This is a genomic window from Candidatus Eremiobacterota bacterium (assembly GCA_031082125.1).
GTDB lineage: Bacteria > Vulcanimicrobiota > CADAWZ01 > CADAWZ01 > Ess09-12 > Ess09-12.
In genome coordinates, this window is record JAVHLM010000018.1 from 120,870 (window position 1) to 143,996 (window position 23,127).

The following is a 23,127-nucleotide window of genomic DNA, read 5'->3' on the forward strand; positions in this document are numbered from 1 at the left end:
TCAGCGGTCCACTATCCTCGCAGTGACCGTTATGGAAAAATCGCTGGAGCCCGCCATCCCCAGGCTCCCGAAAATCGCGTCGGTAAGGGCCTGCTCTTTCCCCGATACCAGGCCTATGGTCATCGGCTGCCCGTCCTTCAGGCACACTGAAGTCTGGGCCGCCGTGAACCTCACGAGGAGGGGATTCCCCTGGCTCCTGCAGCTGAAGCCCGGCATTATGTCGAGGGTGATGATATCCCCGGCGCCCACTCGGGGAATGGCGAAGAACCCCGACTGCACGTTTTCTATCACCATGGACTGAGCCAGGTAGCCGTTCCTTACGGCATAGTCATAAAGCGGGCGGTAAATCGCAACGGGGACTGTCTCGGAAAAAAGCAGCTTTGTCGGCGTCCCTGAGGTGGCCATCACCATGTAGGTGCCGGTGCTGCTGTACTGCGCCTGGCTCTGCAGTTCGCTGCCGGTTACGACGGCGGCAGTTCCCTTGTCTGCTGACCTGGCATAAATAGAGAGATCGACGCCACTCAGGCTTCTCGAGCCGCTCCCGCTGAACGACACTTCCAGGGAGACCATCGGCGTCTTCACATCCAGCGCCGAGATGATGCCAAGCACCTTGGCGAGGCTCTCGGGATTATCCTTGATCATGAAGGCGTTGAGCCTCTCATCGACGATAATCATGCCGTCCTTTGAGAGAAAGGACTTCACCACGGGAAGGAGGTCTGCGGCCCTGGCATAGGAAAGCTTCACCATCTTGAGCTCCTGCGCTTCCACGGCGCCGCCTGCCACAATTGCCACCAGCACAAAGGCAATCACGGTCCTGAGCATCATCCTGTAGGCCATAAAAGTCCTTTCACAATGAGCGCCATGGGGTGCAGGTGCTAGAAATCAGCATCCACAGGGAAGGCAATCTTCATCAGAGGCATGATCCTGTCAAGGGACTCATCAGTTATCGCCAGTGCGTCACGGTAGCTTATGGAGCCCTCGGTTGTCTTCACGAGGGCATCCTGCTTCAGGGTCTCCATGCCTTCCTTGAGGGCTATCATGAGAAGCTCCTCGCTGTTGAAGGTGCTGCTCATAATCTTTCTGAAAGTATCACTGAATACAAGCAGCTCCTGGACTCCCTGCCTGCCCCTCACGCCGGTGGAGTGACAGAAATCACACCCTTTCGGCTCATAGGTCAGAATGCCGTCAAGGGGAGGGTGGACGCTGCAGACCCGGCACTTCGGGCAGAGATGGCTTACGAGCCGCTGGGATATGATGCCGTTCATCGCCTGCGCCGCGAGGACCGTAGGCACCCCAAGGTCAAAAACCCTCATAATAGCGCCGATAGTGTCATTGGCGTGGACTGTTGACAGGACCAGGTGGCCTGTAAGAGCAGCGTGGAATGCGATATCAGCCGTTTCCCTGTCCCTGATCTCGCCTACCATGAGTATATCGGGGTCCTGTCTCAGGATGGCCCTCAGCGCCGTGTCGAAGGTCACGCCGCCCTTGGGATCGACCTGTATCTGGTTGATCCCCGGGAGGAAGTATTCCACGGGGTCCTCGACGGTAATGAGGTTCCTGTGCGGGTTGTTCAGATAGTTGAGTATGGTGTATAGAGTCGTGGTTTTGCCTGAGCCCGTGGGGCCCGTGACAAGGACTATCCCTGAGTTCTTCTCCACCATCTGCTTGAGGAGGCCAAGGTTATGGTCCCGGAAGCCCAGGCAGTGAAGCTCTGCCACCTTTGACTTGTCGAAGAGGCGCACGACAATCTTCTCGCCAAAGACCTGGGGTATCGTTGATACCCTGATGCTGAGGAGGGCATCGTCAGCCCATATCTCGCACCTGCCGTCTTCCGGGACCCTTGACTTGAGGTTCAGCTCGCTGCGGGCCTTAATCTGGACGATGATGGGATGGGGCTTCGACGACGAGGCGGAGTGGTTCATTCTCGCCACCTCCTCGAGCTCACCGTCAATTCGCACCCTCACCCTCAGGTCATGCTCCATGGGCTCAAAATGGATGTCGCTTGCCCCGAGCCGTAAGGCGACCTGGACAAAGCCCTCAAAGGTGGTGATGTCTATCTGGGAGGTGAGCAGCCTGAATTTCTCATTTATAGCCATGCTTTGCTCCTGAGGGGGGATTATCCCCCTCTGGAAGAATACTACATCATCACAAGGCAATTCCTCTATTCTGCATCAGCAGGGACAGGGGAGGATTTCCCCGTGGCGGCCTCCTCAAGCCCTTTGAGACGCAACGAATCAGAAAGGAAATATCCGCCTGGTGTCAAAGGTCTAAATGGGGGTGAACGACGGCCTTGAAAAAGGATAAAAAAAAGAGCCTGCCGCCCTGGAGAAAAGAAGAAGAAGAGACGTACAGGTCAAGGACCGCCGTCCTCTCTCTTGGCATACTTGCGGCCGTCATTCTGCTGCTTTACCTCGCCGGGATAAAGCTTATCGGGGGGACTGCGGGGATTGTCCTTATCCTCACCGCTTCCGCAGTGCTCCTGGAGCTGCTGGCCGTGGAAGTACTCTCCCTCGGCTATGCGAGCCCCTCCCTTCCCCTCTACCTTACCTCGCTCATCATTCTCGGGAATCCCTCACTTACCGTGGCCATTGCCCTTATATCCCTCACCGTCCTCACCATCGTGAGGAACCGCCAGCCTTCCTGGCATCGCATCTTTGACCTCTCATCGGGGATTTTTATCATAATGGCGGTCTCCTTTGCCTTCAGCAGGCTCCATGGGAGCCAGGACACCATTGCCCCGGGGATTCTTGTTCCTCTCGCCGGCGCGCTCATTGTATACGCTCTCTTATTCTATGGGACGGGACTGCTTGCAAAGGGCCTGCTCGAGGAGGATCAGGGAAAAGCCTGGCTGGCCACGAGGGGCAAGCTCATTGCCCTTAATCTCCTGGCAGCACCATTAAGCCTTCTCACGGCATCCTTTTACCTCATATGCGCCGCCATTCCATGGAGCATTCTCGTCATGCTTCCTCCCCTTCTCGCTTTGAGGCCGGCCCTTGACTTTCTCACCAGAAGCCACATCCTGAAGAACCAGGTGGAGCGTGAGGCGCTCATCCAGGATCTGGACAAGAGGCTCCAGACTGAGGAAGGCCTGAACAGGCTCCTGAACAAGGACCTGAAGCAGAAAGTCGATGAGCTCACGATTTTTTACGAGATGAACCAGCAGTTCAGCGGGCGCTTCAACCATGAGAAGGCTTATGATATCATGCTCTCCATAATAAGAAAGCTCATTGATTATGATTCCTGCATCATCCTCTCAGTAGAGAAGGAGAAGCCTTCCTTACGGAGGATAATCTCACCTTACAGGGAGACCTTTGTGCTCTCCCGCCTGCTTGAATGCCCCGATGAGCCCCTCACCAAGGTCCTGGAGGGCAAGGAGCCCCTTCTCATTGCCGAGGTTGGTGACGATGAGCTCTCACGGAGGTTTTTCAGGGATGAAAAATCCATCATGTGCATTCCCCTGGTGGTCAGAAACGATCTTGTGGGAATCATATACGTGGGGACGAAAAAGGAAGGCAACTACAATGCCGAGAGCTTCCACAAGCTCACCACCCTCGGCTATTTCGCGGCGAATGCCCTCTTTATCTCCCAGCTTTCTGAGCATGGGCGCCCTGCAGAAAATCCTCACCCCCGGGGAGCGTCGTGAAAACCTCTATTCTATAAGTCCCTGAACGGAGTCATACTGGGGAAAGTCCTGTTTATTTGTCACACTTTTATGAAAGCTTCCCGAGCACCACAATGTATAGGTATCAGGAATGACGGTATAGATATAGCGGTAGGTGCTCTCCCCTGCTGAAGCGCATGTGGGAATTACTTTAAGATAATTTGGCGTCACAAAGGAAAGAGCCGGAGGGTAGCGCCCCGCGTTGTCCGTCGAATACATCTCCATCGCGGTGCCCAGGTTCTTCAGGTTGCTCTTGCAGGCCGTGAGCTGACCTCCATGGGACCCCGTGGCCCTCACAAAATTAGGGATGAGGACTATAAAGACCCCTGCGAGCAAAAGGCTTACCAGGGTACCGTTCCGAAGAGTGCTTTTTCCTGTCGCATAACTGACTACTATCAGCAAGAGGGAGGCCAGGAAAATGACCATAAGGCCAAGGAGAGCATAGATCAGCATCTCATAATCATGACTCTTTAAAAACAATACTGCAAAATATAGAATCCAGATCCAGAGCACAGGCGGCAGACTGGAGTGCTTCGCAGGGGATGGGGAAGCCAGCGACCGGGTCACGGCGGGAGGCGGCAGAGAGGCCTTCCCCTCCTCAAAGGCTTTCAGGTGATCCCTCAATTCCCTTACCGACTGGTATCTGTCTCCAGGGTTGGCGGCAAGGCATTTCCCCACGATGGCTTCAAGGGCAGGGGTCACGGCGGGATTGTACTTCGAGAGGGGCGGGAAGGAAAACCTGAACTGCGCCACGTCCTCGCCGGAGAGCAGACTGTATAAGGTCGCTCCAAGTGAGTATATGTCGCTGCGGGTGTCGGACTGGCCCGTGCCGTACTGCTCGGGCGGCGAAAAGCCGGGAGTCCCCATGACATGGGTATCCTTCGTCTTGCCGGGATTGAAGAGGCGCGCGATGCCGAAGTCAATGAGAGAGAGCCTGCCCCGGGGGGTCATAAGGATATTGGAAGGCTTGAGGTCTCTGAATATCACCGGCGAGGGTTCATGGCCGTGGAGGTACTCGAGAATGTCACAGATTTTTATCGCCCATCCCGCCGCGGTCTTTGGGTCAGGCCTCTCTGCCACCTTGTCGATGGTGGCGCCTTCTATGTACTCCATCACCATGTAATGGCGCATGCCAAGTGAAAAGTGATCAACGACCTTGGGGATTCCCGTATGGTTAAGCTCGGAGAGAAGGGAAGCTTCCTTTTCAAAGAGCTCAAGCGCTTCGGCACGCTCATCGCCGCTGAGGGCTCCCTCCCACATCTCCTTCACGGCCCAGGCAGCGCCGGCGACATGGAGATCGCCGGCGAGGTACACAACGCCGTAAGCGCCTCTTCCGATGACACTCTCTATACGGTAGCGCTCCTTGAGGATTTCTCCCCGGGCGAGTATGTGTTCTTTCACAGGCCCTGCTTTTTCTTGGGGAGCCTGAGGCTGTCTATGACGATAAAATCCTCCTCGTCCTGCAGTTCCGGCCTGCCATTCCCCGGTGCTTCCGCGGTGACATTCTCTGCGGGCTCTCCTGCTCCGGGCCTTGAGAAGGCAATGACAGAGCCGTCGGAAGTGCCGCAGTAAAGCACTTTTCTCTCATCATCGTAAGCGAGGGCGTCAACCTGCTCTCCCACCTTGATCTCCTCTTTCACCCTGCCGGTGGCGCCGTCATAGAGGATCACCTTCTCGCTGTCCTTGCAGCCCACGTAGAGGGTGCCTTCACCGTCAGCCACCAGCGAGGCCTTGACCCACTTCTCTCTGCGGTCCTCCCAGCGGAGCGCCCCTGTCCTGCCGTCAAAGGCTTTCAGCACCCCTTCGGTATCGGGGGTGATGACGAAGACTGTGCCGTCGGCGCTGCAGGCCGGCGCACCTGACGTGTATCCCTTCTCCCCTGTCGGGACAGCCCATTTCCCGGCGCCGCTCACGCCGTCAACAGCAAAGAGACTGCCCTCCCTGGTGATGCCGATTATGGTGCCGTCGGGACCGTGTATTATACCGCAGGCGATGGGCCCGCCGGAATCGAAATCCCAGCGCTTTTTTCCTGTCTTCCGGTCAAGGGAATAAAGCTTGTGATCATGGGAGCCCAAAATCACCGTGTTTTCGGGACCAAGCAGGGGTTTTCCCTGTATTCTCCCGCCCGCTCTGAACTGCCAGGCCGTCTCTCCGCTCCCCCCGTCAAGGGCCACAAGGCGGTCTTCCGCGGAGCTTCCCTGATAGGGGGTAATCGAGGCAAAAAGCGTGCCGTCAGGCGAAGGGGTGACGCCGCCGAAAAAAGTATCTCCCTTGGCGTCGCGGTGCCATTTTTCCCTGCCGGTGGTTCCGTCAAAGGCAAAGATGCCGTCAGGGTCGCCCTGGTTCGTCGCCACAAAGAGGGTGTTGCCGGGACCCGGGGCGAGTCCGTTGACACAGCCGCTGTAGCCGCTTATCTTCCCTTTCGCCGAGCCGTCGGCGGAGATCAGGCAGGTCTCACCGGCGCCTTCGGCAAAGAGAGTTCCCTCGTCATTTATCGTGATGTTGTCAATCCACTTCGAAGGCTTCTCCCTCCAGAGCTCCTCCATTTTTCCCGTGGTCTCGGAAATGAGCGCAGAAGCCCTCGCCAGGTCCATGGGCGGGGGCGGAGATGGCGCGAGGCGGTCATTGAGGCAGCCCTGAGCCGGAGCTTCCGGTGGCGAATCCTGAAGGTCCGGTCTCGCTGCCTGTTCAATCCGGACCGACTGGGGGGTTCTTATCTCTGAGGGCCTTATTTCCATGGTGCCTCCCGGAACCGTCTCTCTGGAATTTCTTCACCTGCACATAAATTATAATATGGGTCCGCTCTCATGTCAAACAGGAAAGCTCCTGGAGGGATCGTCCCGGCAGTGCAGTAATTCAGATCACCGTCGGGATTGAGCCGAGATAAGGCCCTCATCTGGTAAAGGGCCGGGCTCTCCCTTCCTGGTGTAGTAATAGACCGGCGCATGACCCCACGTGAAGAGAAGGTATTCCTTCCTGAAGCGCTCAAGAAACTCTTCCTCCAGGGGGCGCGACACCGACACGACGTAAGCGCCGGCAGGGGCCTCCCGGAGCTTTTCCATCACCTCTTTCATTAACTCGTCGCTGAAGGTCGTGGAGACGAGGTAGATTACCCGCGCGAGGTGAAGGTCCGCCATGGTGAGGGACTGGCAGAAAAAATCCACGTCGCTCAGCCTGAGGAAGCAGTTGATAAGCCTGGCCTTCAGGATGAAGGGCGCCACGAGATCATAGCCCCTTGCCTTGAGACCGAAGAGAAGGCGGGAGAAAAAGATGGTCTGCCCTCTGCCGCATCCCAGGTCCACGAACTCGTCACCCTCCCGGAGGGTGAGGGCGCGAAGCACGGCCCTCAGGGTACTTGGCGGCGTCTCGCCGCATGTGTAGCTCACCTCGTCGCCGGGAAGCTTCTTTGCCTCGCGCCGGACAATCCAGTGAATCCCCCAGAAATATTCAATGAAATAGCAGAAATTGAGCCTCCACCACCAGAGCTTTCCCCCGAAGAGCAGGGACTCGTAGATAAAGAGAAAAAGCTCCTGGATGAGTCCTGTGACGGTAAAATATATAATAAGCGAAAGCTCCCTGATGGCAAGGCCTCCCTTTCCTGAGAAATTGGGCCCTATGGTGAATTATAGCATGAAGTGCCCCTGTCCTGCCATATTTCCTGTGGAGACAGTCCGGAAGCCGACCAGCAGTATAATAAAATCGGGATGGCCGTCCTGGAGCGACGAAGCCTGCTGCTGCGGCTCATAATCGGCGAAGCTACCCCCTTTCTGCACTTTCAGGGGGCCCTTTCCCTCATACTCGCTGCAGGTCCACTCCCACACGTTTCCTGCCATGTCAAGACACCCGTATGGGCTCGCACCTTGCGGGTACATACCTACCGGCGTCGTAGAGGCGAGCCCTGACTCTGCAGAGTTCAACAGCGCCGGTGAGAACTCGTTTCCCCATGGAAAGAGGCGGCCTTCGGGGCCGCGGGCTGCCTTTTCCCATTGCTGCGCCGAGGGCAGCTCCTTGCCGAGCCATGCCGCATAGTCCCTGGCGTCATGCCAGCTCAGGCGCGTCACGGGATAACGGTCCTGCCCGGGAGGATAGCGCTGAAGGTGCCCCGGCCTGAACTCGGCGTACTCCTCGTTGGTCACAGGGCAGAGGTCTATATAAAAAGTCTCGAGCCACTCTTCGCCAATATCGGCCTCGTGGTCTATGGAGTGATGGAGGTGGGCCCCGAGAAGCTTCTTGCGAAGCTCCCTGTTCTCACGCGTAGAGCCGAACAGGAAGGGCCCCGCCTCTACCTTCGCCATCCTGCGGGGGCCGGTAAAACGCCTCTTTACGCGGGCATTCATCTCGTCAATAAGGACCGTGCGGCTTCCGGCGACTTCAGATTCCCTGAGCTTGGCCATCAGTGCCGGGTGGCCTACCGATTCAGCAGCCTCCAGGATTTTTTCCAGGGCTTCCCCGCTTATGGCAAGGGGAAATAAGGACTCTATGACCGCCCTCTTTATAAAGCCATCGAGAGAGGGATCATCAAGCATCTCAAGCAGCACGGGCACCCCTGCCTCATGGAACAGGGCATGGTGCGTCCAGCCCTCAATGGGGCGCTGGTGGATAGCGCTGGCGCGAACTACCAGCGCAAGCTCATCGGCGCTGAGGGAAAGGCAGAGGCGCACCTTGTAGAGCAGATCGAGGCGGTCAGGGCTTATGAGGCTCCCGAAGTGCTGCCAGCTTTCAAGCTCTGAGCGGACAATGAGCTCCCCGTGGCGCACCTCGAGGTCTTCCTCGGTGGCCCAGCTCCTGATCTCAGAGAGCAGGTATTCATGGACAAGCTCGTACAGAGTCTGCCCTTCCTCATCGGAGAGGCTCCGGACAATGCGGGCCTGCACGAAGCGCTCCATCATCGAGGCTGCGTCGGACTCGGGGACGCCCACACGGCAGGCGATGTCCGCGATGGTGACGACGGCCTTCGTGCCGTGATCGGTTACCATTGCTCCCATGAGCCTGCGGGGAAGATTGCCGGTGATATCTCTCATATCATCGGCAATAGTCCTTCGCAGGTAATCGACAAGAATGGAGCTCACCCCGCCGAGAGCCCGGTAGCTTTCCATCGTCATGGAGCGGCTTCTGACGTTGCGGGAGGCATAAAGCCTGTCAAGGACAATCTGAAGCTCAGGTGGATCAACGCCCTCTCCCCTGAGCTCATTGATGAGCGTATCGGCAAGCTCCTTCTCGACAGAGACGTCGAACAGCCCGGCGGGCCCCTCGATGGCAAGGCGGGCCTGCTCGTCACTGAGTGCACCAAGGCGGTAACGGTTGTCCAGTACCCCGGGAAGCCAGGGCTCCAGGTCTGCCATGGAGGCAAGAAAATCCTCCCGCAGGGAAAAGATCACATGGAGACGGGAGGGCACTGACGCGATTGCCAGGGCGATCTCCTCGCAGAAGCGCCTCTGGTGTTCCCGGGTCAGGCGCACGAAAAATTCCTCGAACTGGTCTATAAGGATGATCAGGCTGCCCGAGAGGTGCGCCAGGAGCCGGCCTGCGAGATCGGGAAGAGATGCCTCCCCGGCGCCGGTGAGAAGGCACTGGGAAAGGCTCCTGTTAATTGCGGCAAGGGGGTCATCAATGCATCGGATAACGATGCTCAGGTTCTGCGGGGGGGGAAGAGAGGGGAGAACGCCTGCCTTGAGAAGCGATGTCTTTCCCACGCCGGAGCGGCCATAGACGACAGTGACAGCGTGGGAGAGTATTCTCTCCCGCACCTGGGGGACTTCCCCATCACGGCCAAAGAAGATGGAGCGGTCCTGCTCCTCAAAAGACTCAAGAAATTTATACGGCGCAGCAATGCTCTCCGCCAGGGCTCGAGGCTCCTCTGAAACCGATGGCATGGTGCCGGCGGCACAGGCAACCTTATCCAGGACTTCTACGGCGCTCCCTTCGAGAACTCTCACTCCGCGGCGCTCCCAGTAATGCCTCGCCACCGCCGTTATCCCGGGGCATACCAATGCCATGGGCATAGTGGGACCTGCGCTTACTTCCTGGCGCATAAACTTTATAAATATTCGAAGGATCATATCGGTGAGAGGATGGCTGCACAGGAGAACCGGGTGAGTGGCCATTAGCTCGCCATGGCGATCTCCCATCCTGAAGAGGCCGGACAGGATCTTCTCAAAGCCCGCCTCGCTCAGTACAGGCTGAGACACAGATCCTCCCAGGGCTTTCACAGAGCTCCCCTCAAGCCGCGGATCGGGGAAAAGGGAGATTGTCCTCGCCGGCCTGAGGGAGGAGAGCTTTGAAGGCAATGGCGAAGCCTCCAGGGACGAGCACCATTGATTAAAAACGCACAGGAGCGCATCTCTGCCCGGTCCCGCTTCCATTTCCTCGGCAAGCCCGGCTATATCCTTCCCCTGAGGGTCAATCCCCAGGGCTTCTTCAAGAGCCCCGGCCAGGGACGGAGCCTCATCGGCACCGCCGAAAGGCCCGCTGATAATGACCACCAGCTTTCCAGCGGTGCTGGCCTCTGCCAGGGACCGGTTGACAGCCTCCTGCCTGAGCGATTGTACCCACAGGAGCGCCTCATGGACACTCCCGATGCTCACTTCACCTTTCATAATGCCTGGAGGAGCAACAAGGCAAAAGCCTGGCAGAGAGGATTCCAGGTGGTGGCCGGCGCCGATTGCACCCTCGTCTTCCACAGCTCCTGCCGCAGCAACATTGAAATCAAAGCCGCTCCCGCTCCCCGCGGCAAGGAAGCCAAGCAGCACTGCAAGACCGCAGCCATCATCGCCTTCAAGAAGCTCAGCCTGGGAAGGTGAGAGCACTGGATAAAGAGATTTCCAGACGGGATCAGCCTCCGCAACGAGGCGGTGAATCCTTGACATCACGCTGCCGGCGGCAGGCACAAGGCCCCGCCCGGCGCCTGTGATGAAGTCCACCAGGCCATGCCTGCCTGTCGCAGTAATCCGCTGAGGGATGCCGTAGAAGGGGAATGGAGGGCCCGGCACGCTTTTATATAGCAGGGGGCCTTCATAGCCAAGCCTCCCGTATGGCTCCCACGAGCGGCGGGAGCCTGCCATGCTCACTGCCTCTTCCGTGGCGATGAGGAGAGGCTTCTCCCCGCCGCATCTCAGAGCACCGAGGCAATGCTCAACGGTCTTTCCGGACAGGATCGTCACCCTCTCCGCCGGGTCAGATACCAATACTTCCCCTGCGGCAAGAACGGCTCTTGGACCTTCCAGCTTTTCCTGCAGCATTGCATCGAGAGCCTTGGATCCCGCCTCTGCCATGAGAAAGCCGGTGCCGTCCTTTGCCCTGTACCAGCGCCCCCCGAGAGATGAAGCCACCCTCATTGCCTCGCGCTCCCATGCCACCTGTGCCTGGGATGCAAGAGCCCCAAGGTCCGCCGCCAGGACAATCCACTTACGGCCAGGCTGAGCTCCCCGTGAAGAGGAATCCTCCACGGCCTGAAGTATGCCAAGGAATGCCTTGAAGGCCGGCGAAGGGCTCGAAAGATCGTCTATCGCCATCTCGTGAATGGCCAGGGGGAGATGCCGTCCTTCCAGGCCGGAGAGAAGAGTGCCCGAAAGGGCAATCGCCCCGCCGCTGCAGCAGTTCTTCAGATACACGGCGCTTCTGAAAGGCTCATCATCCGGCCCGGCATAAAATGCTGCCGCCATCTCACCGGTATGGGCGCCAATGCGCGGCCTGTGCTCAATCGGCATGGGAGGCTCGAGCCCCGGGGCGGCAAAAGCCCGCTGAATGGCTATGGCCGCATTCACGGCTTCAATGGCGCTTCCAAAGGAAACCCAGAGGTCTCCCTCCCACTTCCCATGCACCTGCCCCCCATGGGCCAGTATACAGCTCTCGGCAGAATTCTGGCGGCTTTTCCCCCCTATGAGGATCGGAGGGCTCTCCCCGGGCCGGAGGCACTCGATGACGAGGACCGTCCTGAGCGCTCCTGATCCTGATTCTGAAGCCATGATTCCCTCCCCTGAATACCTGCTGCCCCGGTAAGAGCGGCGGGCTCTATTCAGCCTCGCAGCAAAGGCGGAACCCAATCCACTGCGATATCACGTAAGGCAGGTCACCGTAACGCCCCGGGGCCTGCGCCAGGGCCATGAAGTTCACGGCACATCCCCCCTTTTTGGCGAAAAGAGGGCTGCCGGGGGACCAGGGGGTGGACGTCCACTCCCAGACGTTTCCCACCATTCCCAGGCACCCGCAAGGGCTTGCCCCTTCAGGGTGGCTTGTGACCTCCACGGTCCTCTTCAGGCCTGATTCCGCAGTGTTGGCACGATGAGCGTCATACTCTTCGCCCCAGGGGAAGCGCCGCCCGTCCGTCCCCCTCGCCGCTTTCTCCCATTGCTCCTCTGTGGGAAGCATCTTTCCGATCCAGGCAGCGTACTTCTCGGCATCATACCAGCTCACGTCCACGACAGGGTGGCGGCCTTCATCAGGCGGAAAGTGACAGGCCGGGAGATATTCAGCATATTCCTCGTTGGTCGTGAGACAGCGGTCGATACAGAAAGGGGGAATCTCAGCCTCGTGGAGATCACTCTCGCTCTCTATCATGGGATGGAGGTCGGGGCGGAGCTTCGCTTTCCTGGCGTCCTTTTCGGTGCGCGTCGAGCCTAAGAGGGCAGGCCCGCCCTGCACCAGGGCCATTGCGGGCTTCCCAAAATAGCGGCGGTGCACCCTCAGCGCCAGCTCATCGTAGAGGCGCCCCCGCCCGGTCCCGTCAGCCATCTTCCTGAGGCGCTCAAGAAGATGGGGATTCCCATGCCTCTGCATTGCGGCAAAGAGCACCTCAAGCTCACCAGCTCCCATATCCAGGTAAAAGAGGCACTCTATTATCCCGCGGGCGACGGCACCCCTGGTTTCGCCGTCCTCCAGCATCCTGAGAAGGATGGCAAGGCCCTGCCCGCGCCACTGGCTCTTCTCAAGCCAGTCTTCAAGGTGATAGCCATGGATGGCTGATGCCATGATGAGCATTCCATGCTCCTGCTCCCCTATCCTGAGAAGATGGCGCTCCCTGTGGATTATGGCAAGCCTGTCAAGCCCCACGACACTGCCGTGCTTCCGCCAGTTCAGCAGCTCGGCCCTGAGCACCGTGGAGACATGCCTGATCACTACCTCTTTATCTGAAACCCATGAGCCCACTTCTTCTATCATGTGCTCATGGGCCAGCTCATAGCGCCTCTCACCTCCCTCGCTGAAAGTCCTGACCAGGCGGGCATTGACCAGAAGCGCCATGAGGCGCTCGATCTCTGCCGGCGGCTCCTCTGGCGCCTTGAGGTCCTTCAGCGCCACCACTGCCTTTGTTCCCTGGTCTGTGATCATTCGCCTCATGACTCCCCGGCAGGCTTCCTGGTCCCGACCCATTCCCTGGAGCGCCTCATTGATATACTGCGAGAGAATAGCCTTTACTCCGCCAAGATCTCGCAATGTCTCCATGGATATCAGCCTTCGCTTTTTGTCGCGGGCGGTGTAAAGGCTGTCCATGACGATCTGAAGCTCGGGGGGATCGATACCGTCTTCAAAGAGGCACACGAGGAGCTCGTCAGCGAGCTTTTCTTCAACGGCAATGCCGAAGAGGGCCGCAGGTCCCATCAGTGATCTCCTTGCCTGCTCCACAGTGAGGCGACGGACACGGTAGCGGCTTTTCAGGACAGCGGGAAAAGCCTTCTCAAACTGCGACATCTCGGGCAGGAAGTCCTCTCGCAGCGCTATTATGAGGTGGCAGCGGAGAGGAGGCCGGGCCATGAAAACGGAGACTTCCTCTATGAAAAGGGCGCGCTCGCCGGGAGAGCAGCGCAGGAAGAACTCCTCGAACTGGTCATAGATTATTACCACATGGCCTGGAACCAGGGCGGCGGAGGCTTCCATCATGAGCCTCAATGAGCCAGTGCCGCTTACCACAGGGATCCCGAGAGCCTCAAGATGTTCCCTGAGCGTTACCAGCGGGTCTTTGAGGGTACGAAGGCGGAGGACCATGTGATGAGGACGCTTCAGGCGCGAAGCCACGCCCGCGTTCAGAAGCGAAGTCTTCCCTGAGCCGGAGAGGCCGAAGATCACAAGCCAGGGCGACGTCGTGACAGCGGTGAGAAGGGCTTCACTTTCCTGCTCCCTGCCGAAGAAGATGGATCGGTCTTCGGGGCAGAAATAATTCAGGAACTTGTATGGCCTGGAGGGCAAAGCCCTTGCCTTGAGAGGGGCAGAAGCAGCCGGTGTGCCCTGCCGACAAGCCATGAGGAGAGAGGAGAAGAGCTCCTCGGGGTCCCTCCTCACTATCATCACCCCGCGCCGCCCCCACCAGGAGGCTGCCCCCTCCCCTGCCTCCCGGCTTATCAGGAGAATTTTCTGCTCCGGTGCGGGAGGAAATACCTGGCGGATCCTGCGGATAAAATCTTTCAGCGCCTGCTCGCTGCCGTCAGTGCACATCAGCAGAAAAAGGTGCTCCGATAAAGCTTTCTGCCATTGCGAGAGGCCTGGCAGGCGCCTGAGCATCTTCTCTGAATCGGCTTCCGTGAGGGCCAGGGTCTCGGGCTTTTCCACGCTGCCAGCAAGTTCTGCCACGCGGAGTGCCGGCGTATAAGCGCCCTGGTCCGGCGGGCAATGCGCGAAGCTCTCCTTCCATCGCCTGTCGGGAAAGAGCGTCACCACAAGGGGCGGATCAAGCCTGCTCACGAGGCCGACAAGGGAGCTCTCTTCAAGACTCCCGCTCCACTTCGCAAAACAATCAAGCATCCCACCGCGCCCGAGCAGCTCTTCGGCCATTTCCGCGACGGTTTCCAGGGAGCTTGGCGAAGGGTTCTCCAGTCCTGCCGCACTCCTCCATAAAATCTCCAGCGACTCTCTCTCGACGCTCCCGCCCGCAGGGCCCGCGGTGACGAGGACAATCTTCCTCTCCCTCCAGGCCTGGCTGATAAACTCTTCATGGCAGGCGGCGCCTGCCAGGGAGCCGAGCCACTGGCGAAGCTCCCTGATATTCGCGATCACCTTGACGGGCACTCCCGGGAGGGCCGGCGTCCCTGGAGGGGCAAGCAGCAACGATGGGGCAGGGCATGCTGAAGAGAGAATGGAAAGCCGCTCTTCGAAGCCATCCGGCGCGGTAAAAGAACCGTCAGGTGAGAGGGTGCCCAGTGCCGCAACACGCGGCGGAAGCTTTTTCATATCCAGTGAGGAGAGGTAAGCGGCAGCAAAAGCAAGGCCCACGCCCCGATCTCCCTCAAGCAGGGCTTCAGCCTCACTATCAAGAAACGGGCAGGCATCGCCGGCACCTGAATCCATGGCAAGAGGCTTGAGTCCCTCTGGAAAGTTTTTCCCATGGCCCCTGGTATGACCGATAACAATATCTGCAGGCTTCACGGCGGGGAAGAGCGTCACGGTGCCTGCGCGGCAGCCGCCGGCAGGGGGATTATGGGATCCCTCTCCCGGGCGGAAGCGGTAGAGGCGCCCTGCCTCCTGGCCCTGGGAATCTCCATAGGAGATGACAGGGAGTGAAAAATGGTGGAGCAGGCTTTCCAGGATGATGGTCTCCCCGGGGTCAAGTCCTGTTTCCGTCAGCGAGGAGCACACCTCCATAGCGGGAGCACCCCATATTTTTTCAACGGTGCCTCCTTTGGGGCATTCCATCATAACAGGGCCGAATCCCACCGAGCGGCGGGGCCCTTTGAGCTCAGGCTCAGAGAGCAGATCGGCAATATTCACCTGAGGGGGAAAGACAAGCATGAAGACCGAGTCCGGCAGCTCGGCGAGCACCCCGCCATAGCTCAATGCAGCCCTGAGCGCGGCACGTTCCCACCTTCCGCGCTCTCTCTCATCAGGAAGGCTGTCAAGATAAGCACCAATGACCACCCGTGATCGTGACAGGAGCCGTGCTCTCTCGCTGAGGGAGCGATCAATCTCAATGCACCGCTCTTCCAGAAGCCTTCCCTTGAACGACCGGTAATCTCCTATCCCCTTGAGACTGATGGAGCTGCACTCAGTAAAGGTCACTCCACAGGGAAGATGGGAGACCTGCCGGTAAAGAGGCTCGGAGACATGGATTCCGTCCATCTCGCAGGATCTTTCCAGGCGCTTTGCCACCGAGAGGGTATGGCCCAGGATATCGCCTTCCTCCGTGATGGTCACCTCGCCGAAATGAATACCGACGCGCAGATGCACCGAGGGAGTGCCGGGGTCCAGGCGCCATTCGAAAAACTTCTCCTGGATGGCGACAGCCGCGCGAATGCTTGCGATGGCGCTGTCGAAGGCACACCAGACGGCATCGCCCTCCTTGCGGAACAGCATACCGCCGGCCCGTTCCGACTCTTCGGCAGCAAGGGTATAGTACTTCGTGGTGAGAAGGCGTATTACTCCATCCTCGTCCTCTTTGAGAAGGGAGGAAAAGCCTTTGATATCGGCAGTCAGAATTGCCTTGAGCTGGGATTTGGGCTGGTTATGCTGGTTCATACAGCCTGGGCGCTCAGATCTTTGCCGACTTGACAAGCCTTACATAAGTTCCCGGATTGGCCTTGAAAAAAGCCTTCATATCAATGGCATCTATCCGGTATGCCCTCACATCGCTGAGAGCCTGTGCCTCTGATGAATAGCGCGCCGCATCGAGGTTACGGTCAAACTCACCTACAAGGGTGCCGGAGCCGGCAGGAGCCTCCTTGCCGTCCCTGCTGATCTGAACGGTGCCGGTATCTATAAGGAAGTACGACGAGACGGGCTCACCCTTCCGGAAAAGGGAGGCTCCCTTCCGAATCTCCCTGATCTCCATCATGCACATGAGCTGGTTCTTTTGCAGGGGCGTGAGCCCATCGAGGATACGGTGCTTCTCGAAGAGCCACCGTGCCCCGAAGAGCCTGTTGGCGTTGAGCCTTTTGAAAATCTGGGCAAGGCCAGTGCCGCGGATGAAGTGGAGAAAGTCGTTGGCATTGATATATATGAGCTCGGTGCGCGTCAGGGCCTTTATGTCGGCATTCCTGGGCTCTCCAAGGATGAGGGCCGTCTCGCCGAAATAGTCATATCGGCCGTACACGACGCTCTTCGGGAGATTCTCGCTGATGACCTCCACCTCTCCCGACTGGAGCATGAAAAACCTGTCTCCCGGGGTATTGCGCTTTATTATGATCTCCCCGGGCTCATGAACGCTGTGGTGGGTGATCTCCAGAAACTCCAGGGCCTTCTTCACCGTCATCGACGAGAAAAGATCGATATGAGCCATCACGTCCAGTATCCTGTACGCAGGGCTTGCCTCGGGAAGGGGGACATCGATGGCAAGAGTGTTGACGACGCCGGGGAGGGCAAGCTTCAGCCCCTTCCCGGCCGGAATGGTCTTCTCCGAGACATGGACAAGGTAGAGATGCTCTTTCACCAAGTCGGGAAGCTCCGCAAGGATTGCGATGGGGGTGTGAATGGGCGGGACTCCCGCCTCGTGGAAGACCAGGCTGTCATCAAAAGGGACCTTCAGCAGATCGTTCATCCTGCCTTCTGAGAGAATGCCCTTCTCGTGAAGGGACCGGATGGCCGAGGGGTCATTCAGCGTGTCAGATGAATAGAAAAAGGACTTACCCTGGAATGTCACTTCGAAATTGATGGTAGGAATGGAATGAAGAGTATATCTGAAGAGGAACTCCGCACCTGCGAGCGTGGTAGCCTTGCCGATGGTGACCGGCTCAAACTCGAAGAGGCTCCGGAATTCCCGGCGGCTCAGCCCTATCAGTGAGGAGTACTTGGTGACGAAGCTGTGCATTATGGTCTCCGTCGTGTGAACCCTGATGCGCCCCTCTTCCAGGATCTTCTGAAGGGTTCCGGAATCGTGATCGGCATGGCAGTGGGTGAGAATCAGGTCCTCTATCTGCCTTGTATTGACCCTGTTGTGCTTCAGCCAGGCCGTCGAGTTGACAGGAGGGTCCACAAGGATGCCTTTCCCGTCTATCCAGACAATAAAGCCTGAAGTGTCGGCCCCGGGGTCGAATCCATGACCGCTCCCTATTACAGTGACGCCGAAGAGAGGGGGAACATAAGAGCACTCACCGGGAATGCATGCCTCAGGGAGGGCGCAGGGGAGAAGCACCTCATCTTTCGGCCTGAAGCGATACTCGCAGTGCTCCCCGCATGCCTCGAAGAGGTAAGAGTTGTGGGCCGGCGCCGAAATCGTCACGCCGTCCACCTGAACCTTATTGCCGCCGTCAAAAGTATGGACCTCGATTATGTGCTTGAGGCGGAGGCGCCCTCCCGGCAGGGCCGGGTCAATTTTGTACGACAGCATCTCCTTCCTCAGATCGGGGTAGCCGGGCGTCTCCTCGCCCCGCGGAAACTCCTGTCCGGTGAAGAGAACGGTGGGGCCGAACACGGCCTCCTTGAGCATTTTCAGTATCGGCTTTACCTGGTTCCTCCTGCAGATGAAGCGGCACTTTTTCTTCTTAAGGTAAAAATTGAAATAGACAGGGAACTCAAGGTCACTGATGCTTATGCCCAGGCCGGTATCGAAGAGGTCGTCGGGCAGCAGGTACAGGTCCGGCACGCCCCGTTCTGACGTCATCGTGTCCTTGATCGTTTCAGGGTAGGCTCCCACCTGCAGCAGGAAACCGTCATTTTCTACGAGCGTTCCGCCTCTCGGCATCTCTTTGATGGTAAACATAGAGTATTCTATTCTCTGCGGTCCCTTGTAATCCTGCACTTGAAAAGCGGGGCTCTCCTTGTCACCAGGGGGCCCATCTGGTATAATCGGGAGAAAAGCCCGGATAAGGAGGTTACCTATGAGCTCGCTCACTTTTGACCAGGATCTCTGTATCCAGTGCGGCGCCTGCGTTGACGTGTGCCCTACAAGGATAATAATCCGCAGGGATCAGGCCGTTCCCTCTGTCCATCCCCGCGCCGAGCGGGCCTGCATCGTGTGCGGTCACTGCGTGGCCGTGTGCCCGAAAAGCGCTGTAGCCCATAAGGATATGCTCCCCGGCGACTGCATGCCCCTTGAGAAAGCCCTTGATCCTTCAGGCGGCCAGATAAGGCAGTTCCTCCTCTCCAGGCGGTCGATCCGCTCATACCAGGAAAAGGAAGTGCCAAGGGAAGTGATATATGAAGTGATTGCCCTTGCCTCCCACGCCCCCTCGGGCCATAACCTCCAGCCGGTCCACTGGAAGGTCATCCATGACCGGAAGAACCTTTCAAAGCTTGAGAGCCTTGTGCTTGACTGGATGAAAGAGATGGTGGCGAAAGGCCACCCCCTGGCCCAGGCCCTCTCAATGCCCACGATCCTCAAGATATCTGAGATGGGAAACGATATGATATTCAGGGGTGCTCCCCACCTCGTGGCAGCCCATGCCGCCGGCGAAGAGAGAATGACCGTGCTGATGGGCACCATTGCCCTCACTTACTTTGAGCTTGCCCTCAGGGCCAAGGACCTTGGCGGCTGCTGGGCAGGGTTCTTCGATATCGCCTGTGGCTTGTCCCCTGCCATCACCGAAGCCCTTGAGCTTCCCGAGGGCCACAGGCCCTGCGGGTCAATGTTCTTCGGGTACCCGAAGCACCGCTACATGAGGGTCCCGAAGCGCAAAGAGCCGCGGATCACATGGGCATGAATGGAAACCATCAGCATTCACGCAGTTTCCCCTTCCAGAGCATGTCCATCTGTTAAAAATTTGGCAATGTATCTTTCCCTCCCGGCATGGTATCATAAGAACAGGGACAATATATATTTTGAAAGGGTGCGCGTCATGAACATGAACCCGTTGAATTTCAATGCAGCAGGCAACGCAGAACTCTCCCCTCACAGGCATCACAGGGAGATAAAAAATGATACGCCGACAGATATTCCCGAACAAGCGGCGCCCGGTGATTCAGTGGATATAAACGCCGGGACGGAAGGCGTGAAGCAGGAAAAGCCGGACACCCCGAGGGCTGCGGCGTCACCAAATGGCACTACCACCATCACCATCCTCAGCACCAACGACATGCATGCACAGTTTAAAAATATGCCTGAGGTGTCCGGGCTTGTCCACCAGCTCAAGAAAGAAAATCCCGACGCCATCGTGGTTGATGTGGGCGATATAGCCTATAACCCCCCTTACTCCGATGCCAATCATTTTAGCCCGATGCTTGAGATCATGAACCAGATCGGCTACCACATCGTGGAGCCGGGGAACCACGAATTCCAGTACGGCGCCCCGGCGATGCATGACGAGTATACCTCCAGGATCAATGCCGATGTGGTCTGTTCCAACATCAGGGATAAGAAGACCGGCGATTACCTCCCGGGCGTGAAGCCCTACGTGATAAAGGATGTGGAAGGCGTCAAGGTGGCTTTCATAGGCACCGTGGTGCCCCATATGGCCACATCGGCCCATCCCGATGTGGGTAAGGACGTAGATAAGCGCGAGATTAATGACACGGTGCGGGAGCTCCTTCCCGAGCTCAAGGCCCAGGGAGCCGAGGTGATCGTTTCTCTTTCCCACCACGGCGTCGGCAAGAAAGCGGACCTCAACCTTGCCGAGAACGTCGAAGGTATCAATGTGATACTGACAGGCCACGATCACCAGTTTACCGGTGAGCCGATTGTGGTAAGCAAGTTCCCCACCAGGACTTATATCATAGAAGGAATGTCCCACGGCAAGTACGTGATGGAGACAGACATCACGATAGACAACAAAACCCGCGAGGTCATTGCCGTGAACATGAAGCCCTGGCCTACAAGCAGCGCCACGGTAAAGCCCGATCCCGTGGTGGAGGATATTATAAAGAACTACCACAGCAAGGGCGGCGGCGAGATTGACATGAACAGGGACGACAGCAAGCCGCACAGGGACAGTTAAAAAGCGGCAGCTCACTGATATTTGCCATAAAAACCCGGGAGCCTGCCGGGTTTTCCATTTTTCCGGAGGCTTGACGGAAAGCATCTTTTCTGGCATTATTGTGTGGGGTCCTCAACGACTGCTCATCCCTGTTCTTCTCACCAAACCTTCCCGGGCCTCACGAAATAAGCCTTTTCAGAGGTCGCACCCGATGAAGAAAGCAGAAGAACTTCCCCTGAAGCTCCGGGAGGGCTACCAGGTAGTGGACCGCAGCGACGGGACCTTCGTGGTGATCAACGCTGAGAGCACGAACTACCTGGTAATCGATCAGCTCGAAGTGAACCTGGTCAGGGAGTTTGACGGCCGGACCCTCAGCGAGATAGCTTACAGCGCCTACCTGAAATACAACTACATCCCCTTCCAGAAGCTCAAGTCCCTCACGGGCCAGATGGCGGCAAGAGGCATGCTGGAAGAGAGCAGGGCCATCGCCCGCCTTTTTGATGCCGAGGAGAGGAGCTTCTGGAAATACTTCCTCGGCGCTCTCTCCATTACCCTCTATCACCCCAGGAGAACCCTCCCCGAAAAGGGCGGCGCCGGGTGCACCGGAAAAGGGCCGCCACCGCTTCTCTTCGTGGTACTCTTTGCCCTGGGCGCGGGGCTGACGGCTTACCTGGGACTCCCGCAGGTAACAGGGATGTTTGATACGGAGAGCTCCTGCGCCATGGCGGCTCTTAGCATTTATCTCTCACTTTCTTTTGCCTGCCTCATAAAGTCCCTCGTGAGGATACTGTGCCTTGCAAGCTGCGGCCTTGCTCCCGGGCCCTTCATGGTCCATCTCACCTTCGGCGTCATCAGCATCGATCCGGGCTCCGGGTCCCTGGTCCGGGCTCCCCGGCCTGTCAGGCTCACTGCCTCGCTGATATCTCTGGCTTCACTTTTTCTGGTATCTTCTCTTCTCTGGCTGTTCGCCGTAATGAACAGGGCTGGCGCCCCCGAGGCGAGTCTGCTCCTCTCCCTTGCCTCGACGGGGGTGTTCCTCGCCATGTTCCTCGATCTCTGCCCCGTGGGTCCCACGACAGCCTACGAATTCTACTCATCTTATTCAAAGAGCAACGAGGCAGTGCAGAGCGGCTTCACCTATCTCAGGAGCAGGATGCTCAAGAGGCTCTTCACCACCGACCTCAACGAGACCGAAAAGCCCCTCATCGTCTTCTGCTGCTGGACTTTCATCTGGTGCATCTCGCTCTTTTCGCTGGGAGCCGATTTCATGGAGAAAAACAAGGAAGCCCTGGCACTCCTCTATATCAACGGCTCGGGAATTTTTACCACCGTGCTCGTGGTGCTCCTTGTGGCAGCTCTCTGCCTCATATCCTTCACGGTGCTGCTGGGCCTCGTCTCCGCTTTGATAGGATTCCTGAAATCCCTGCTCCCGCGGAAAAGCCTGGAAAAGCGCCACGCGGAGCTGAAATCGCTTGAGAAAGAGAAGGTCATGGCCTTTCTGAAATCGGTGCCCTTTTTCAGCCAGGCCCCCGGCGAGCTGCTGGACAGAATCGCCGACTCGTCGAAGAACCTCGCCTTTTCACAGGGCGATATCATCATCCGCCAGGGCGAGGAGGGCGACTCCTTCTTTGTCATCACCGAGGGCGAAGCCCTTGTGGTGAGAGAGGAGGACACGGGCCAGGAGGTCCATGTGGCCAGGCTCATCACCGGTGACAGCTTCGGGGAAGTGGCCCTGGTGGAGCAGAGGCCCCGGACCGCCACGGTAAAGGCCCTTACCGCCGGCTCGGCCCTGGCCATAGGCCGCGATGACTTTCTCAAGGCCGCCGAGGCCATCAAGGGCTCCGACGTGGTGGCCCTTGTCCAGGGCTACCACATGCTCTACAATTCGCCTTTCTTCTCCAGCCTCGAGACCGAGGCCATTGCGCAGCTCCTCCATATGGTGGAGCGCATCACCGTGGAGCCCGGGCAGGCCGTCATCCGCCACGGGGACAGGGCGGACCACTTCTACGTGGTGCTGAAAGGCGAGCTGGAAGTGATGGACAAGGACGAGAAGACAGTGATCAGGACCCTCAGCCAGGGAGACCCCTTCGGCGAGATTGCCCTCCTCACCGACAGCACGAGGACCGCCACGGTCATTGCCCGGACCCCGGGAAGCCTCATAGCTCTTGGCAGGGAGTCCTTCAACGAGTTCTTCTCACGGTACTTCTCACTGGGTGAAAAACTGGAGCGGCTGGGCGTCAGGAGGCTCTCCGACTATTCCGGAGGCACCCTATGACAGGCAGGATACTCTGGAAGATAGTGCCCCTCATCATCCTTGTCTGGGCCTGCTATGCCAACACCAGCAGGTTCATGAAGCTCTACAACTCCATGAAGAAGGCCGTTTACGTGCAGATGACCGAGACGGAGATCCAGTTAATCGGGCGCAATATCCTGACAGAGTATCAATACACGGGAAAGCTCCCCAAGTCTGACAATTTCATCCCATGGCTCAAGAAGAGGTTCACCCCCAAGAAGAGGCGCAAGAGGCCCATAGGCGTCGATTACTTCGGGCAGAAATATCTCTTCGTGAACAACTTCAACGAGGAATTCATCATCATCAGCAAGGGCCCCGACAAGAAACTGCGCACCAGGGACGACATCAAGGGCGAGTTTTCAATCAAGGAGAGCCCGTCGGGCACGTCGCCTTCAAAGTGATTCCCC

General features: G+C 58.0%; 14 protein-coding genes. 6 read left to right on the forward strand and 8 right to left on the reverse strand.

Translation table 11 applies throughout. The features are described from left to right. Together RDV48_19240 and RDV48_19245 are read right to left on the reverse strand one after the other, a co-directional pair. Window positions 1–837, reverse strand: a complete 837-nt coding sequence (locus tag RDV48_19240) for a secretin N-terminal domain-containing protein (GenBank protein ID MDQ7824943.1) — start codon at window positions 835–837, stop codon at window positions 1–3. Between the two features lie 38 nt (window positions 838–875). Beyond that, window positions 876–2,096, reverse strand: coding sequence for a GspE/PulE family protein (locus tag RDV48_19245; GenBank protein MDQ7824944.1), 1,221 nt, complete (start codon window positions 2,094–2,096; stop codon window positions 876–878). Between the two features lie 194 nt (window positions 2,097–2,290). Between RDV48_19245 and RDV48_19250 the strand changes: the two genes are divergently transcribed. Then, the gene (locus RDV48_19250; GenBank protein MDQ7824945.1) at window positions 2,291–3,643 is read left to right on the forward strand and encodes a GAF domain-containing protein; all 1,353 of its coding nucleotides are present in this window, start codon (window positions 2,291–2,293) and stop codon (window positions 3,641–3,643) included. A gap of 6 nt (window positions 3,644–3,649) precedes the next feature. Here the strand turns inward: RDV48_19250 and RDV48_19255 are convergent, their stop codons facing one another. The 3 genes from RDV48_19255 to RDV48_19265 all read right to left on the reverse strand — a co-directional run bounded on the left by RDV48_19255 (window position 3,650) and on the right by RDV48_19265 (window position 7,047). Further along, window positions 3,650–5,062 carry a protein kinase gene (locus tag RDV48_19255; protein MDQ7824946.1) on the reverse strand — a complete coding sequence of 471 codons (1,413 nt, stop codon included), beginning with the start codon at window positions 5,060–5,062 and terminating at the stop codon, window positions 3,650–3,652. Then, window positions 5,059–6,399, reverse strand: coding sequence for a PQQ-like beta-propeller repeat protein (locus tag RDV48_19260; GenBank protein MDQ7824947.1), 1,341 nt, complete (start codon window positions 6,397–6,399; stop codon window positions 5,059–5,061). Before RDV48_19260 ends, RDV48_19255 begins: the two co-directional genes overlap by 4 nt. Before the next feature lie 123 nt (window positions 6,400–6,522). Next, window positions 6,523–7,047 carry a hypothetical protein gene (locus RDV48_19265; protein ID MDQ7824948.1) on the reverse strand — a complete coding sequence of 175 codons (525 nt, stop codon included), beginning with the start codon at window positions 7,045–7,047 and terminating at the stop codon, window positions 6,523–6,525. A 42-nt stretch (window positions 7,048–7,089) separates the two neighbouring features. On the opposite strand from RDV48_19265, the gene RDV48_19270 reads away from it, so the two are divergent. Further along, window positions 7,090–7,263 carry a hypothetical protein gene (locus RDV48_19270; protein MDQ7824949.1) on the forward strand — a complete coding sequence of 58 codons (174 nt, stop codon included), beginning with the start codon at window positions 7,090–7,092 and terminating at the stop codon, window positions 7,261–7,263. A 21-nt stretch (window positions 7,264–7,284) separates the two neighbouring features. Here RDV48_19270 and RDV48_19275 read toward each other — a convergent pair whose 3' ends face one another. The 3 genes from RDV48_19275 to RDV48_19285 are packed head-to-tail and all read right to left on the reverse strand — an operon-like array spanning window position 7,285 to window position 18,278. Then, a complete protein-coding gene (locus RDV48_19275) occupies window positions 7,285–11,625 on the reverse strand; it encodes an SUMF1/EgtB/PvdO family nonheme iron enzyme (GenBank protein ID MDQ7824950.1) in 4,341 nt (1,446 codons plus the stop codon). A 46-nt stretch (window positions 11,626–11,671) separates the two neighbouring features. Then, window positions 11,672–16,099, reverse strand: a complete 4,428-nt coding sequence (locus RDV48_19280) for an SUMF1/EgtB/PvdO family nonheme iron enzyme (protein ID MDQ7824951.1) — start codon at window positions 16,097–16,099, stop codon at window positions 11,672–11,674. A gap of 13 nt (window positions 16,100–16,112) precedes the next feature. Continuing rightward, the gene (locus RDV48_19285; GenBank protein ID MDQ7824952.1) at window positions 16,113–18,278 is read right to left on the reverse strand and encodes a cyclic nucleotide-binding domain-containing protein; all 2,166 of its coding nucleotides are present in this window, start codon (window positions 18,276–18,278) and stop codon (window positions 16,113–16,115) included. Between the two features lie 118 nt (window positions 18,279–18,396). Here RDV48_19285 and RDV48_19290 point away from each other — a divergent pair, with 118 nt between their 5' ends. From RDV48_19290 to RDV48_19305, 4 genes are all read left to right on the forward strand, one after another. Next, window positions 18,397–19,218, forward strand: coding sequence for a nitroreductase family protein (locus RDV48_19290; GenBank protein ID MDQ7824953.1), 822 nt, complete (start codon window positions 18,397–18,399; stop codon window positions 19,216–19,218). 135 nt (window positions 19,219–19,353) lie between these two features. Next, complete coding sequence (locus RDV48_19295; GenBank protein MDQ7824954.1) at window positions 19,354–20,448, forward strand: bifunctional UDP-sugar hydrolase/5'-nucleotidase; 1,095 nt, start codon at window positions 19,354–19,356, stop codon at window positions 20,446–20,448. Between the two features lie 190 nt (window positions 20,449–20,638). Beyond that, window positions 20,639–22,702 (forward strand): cyclic nucleotide-binding domain-containing protein, encoded by a 2,064-nt coding sequence (locus RDV48_19300; GenBank protein MDQ7824955.1) that lies wholly within the window; start codon window positions 20,639–20,641, stop codon window positions 22,700–22,702. Beyond that, a complete protein-coding gene (locus RDV48_19305) occupies window positions 22,699–23,121 on the forward strand; it encodes a hypothetical protein (GenBank protein MDQ7824956.1) in 423 nt (140 codons plus the stop codon). Before RDV48_19300 ends, RDV48_19305 begins: the two co-directional genes overlap by 4 nt. The last annotated feature ends 6 nt before the right edge of the window (window positions 23,122–23,127 follow it).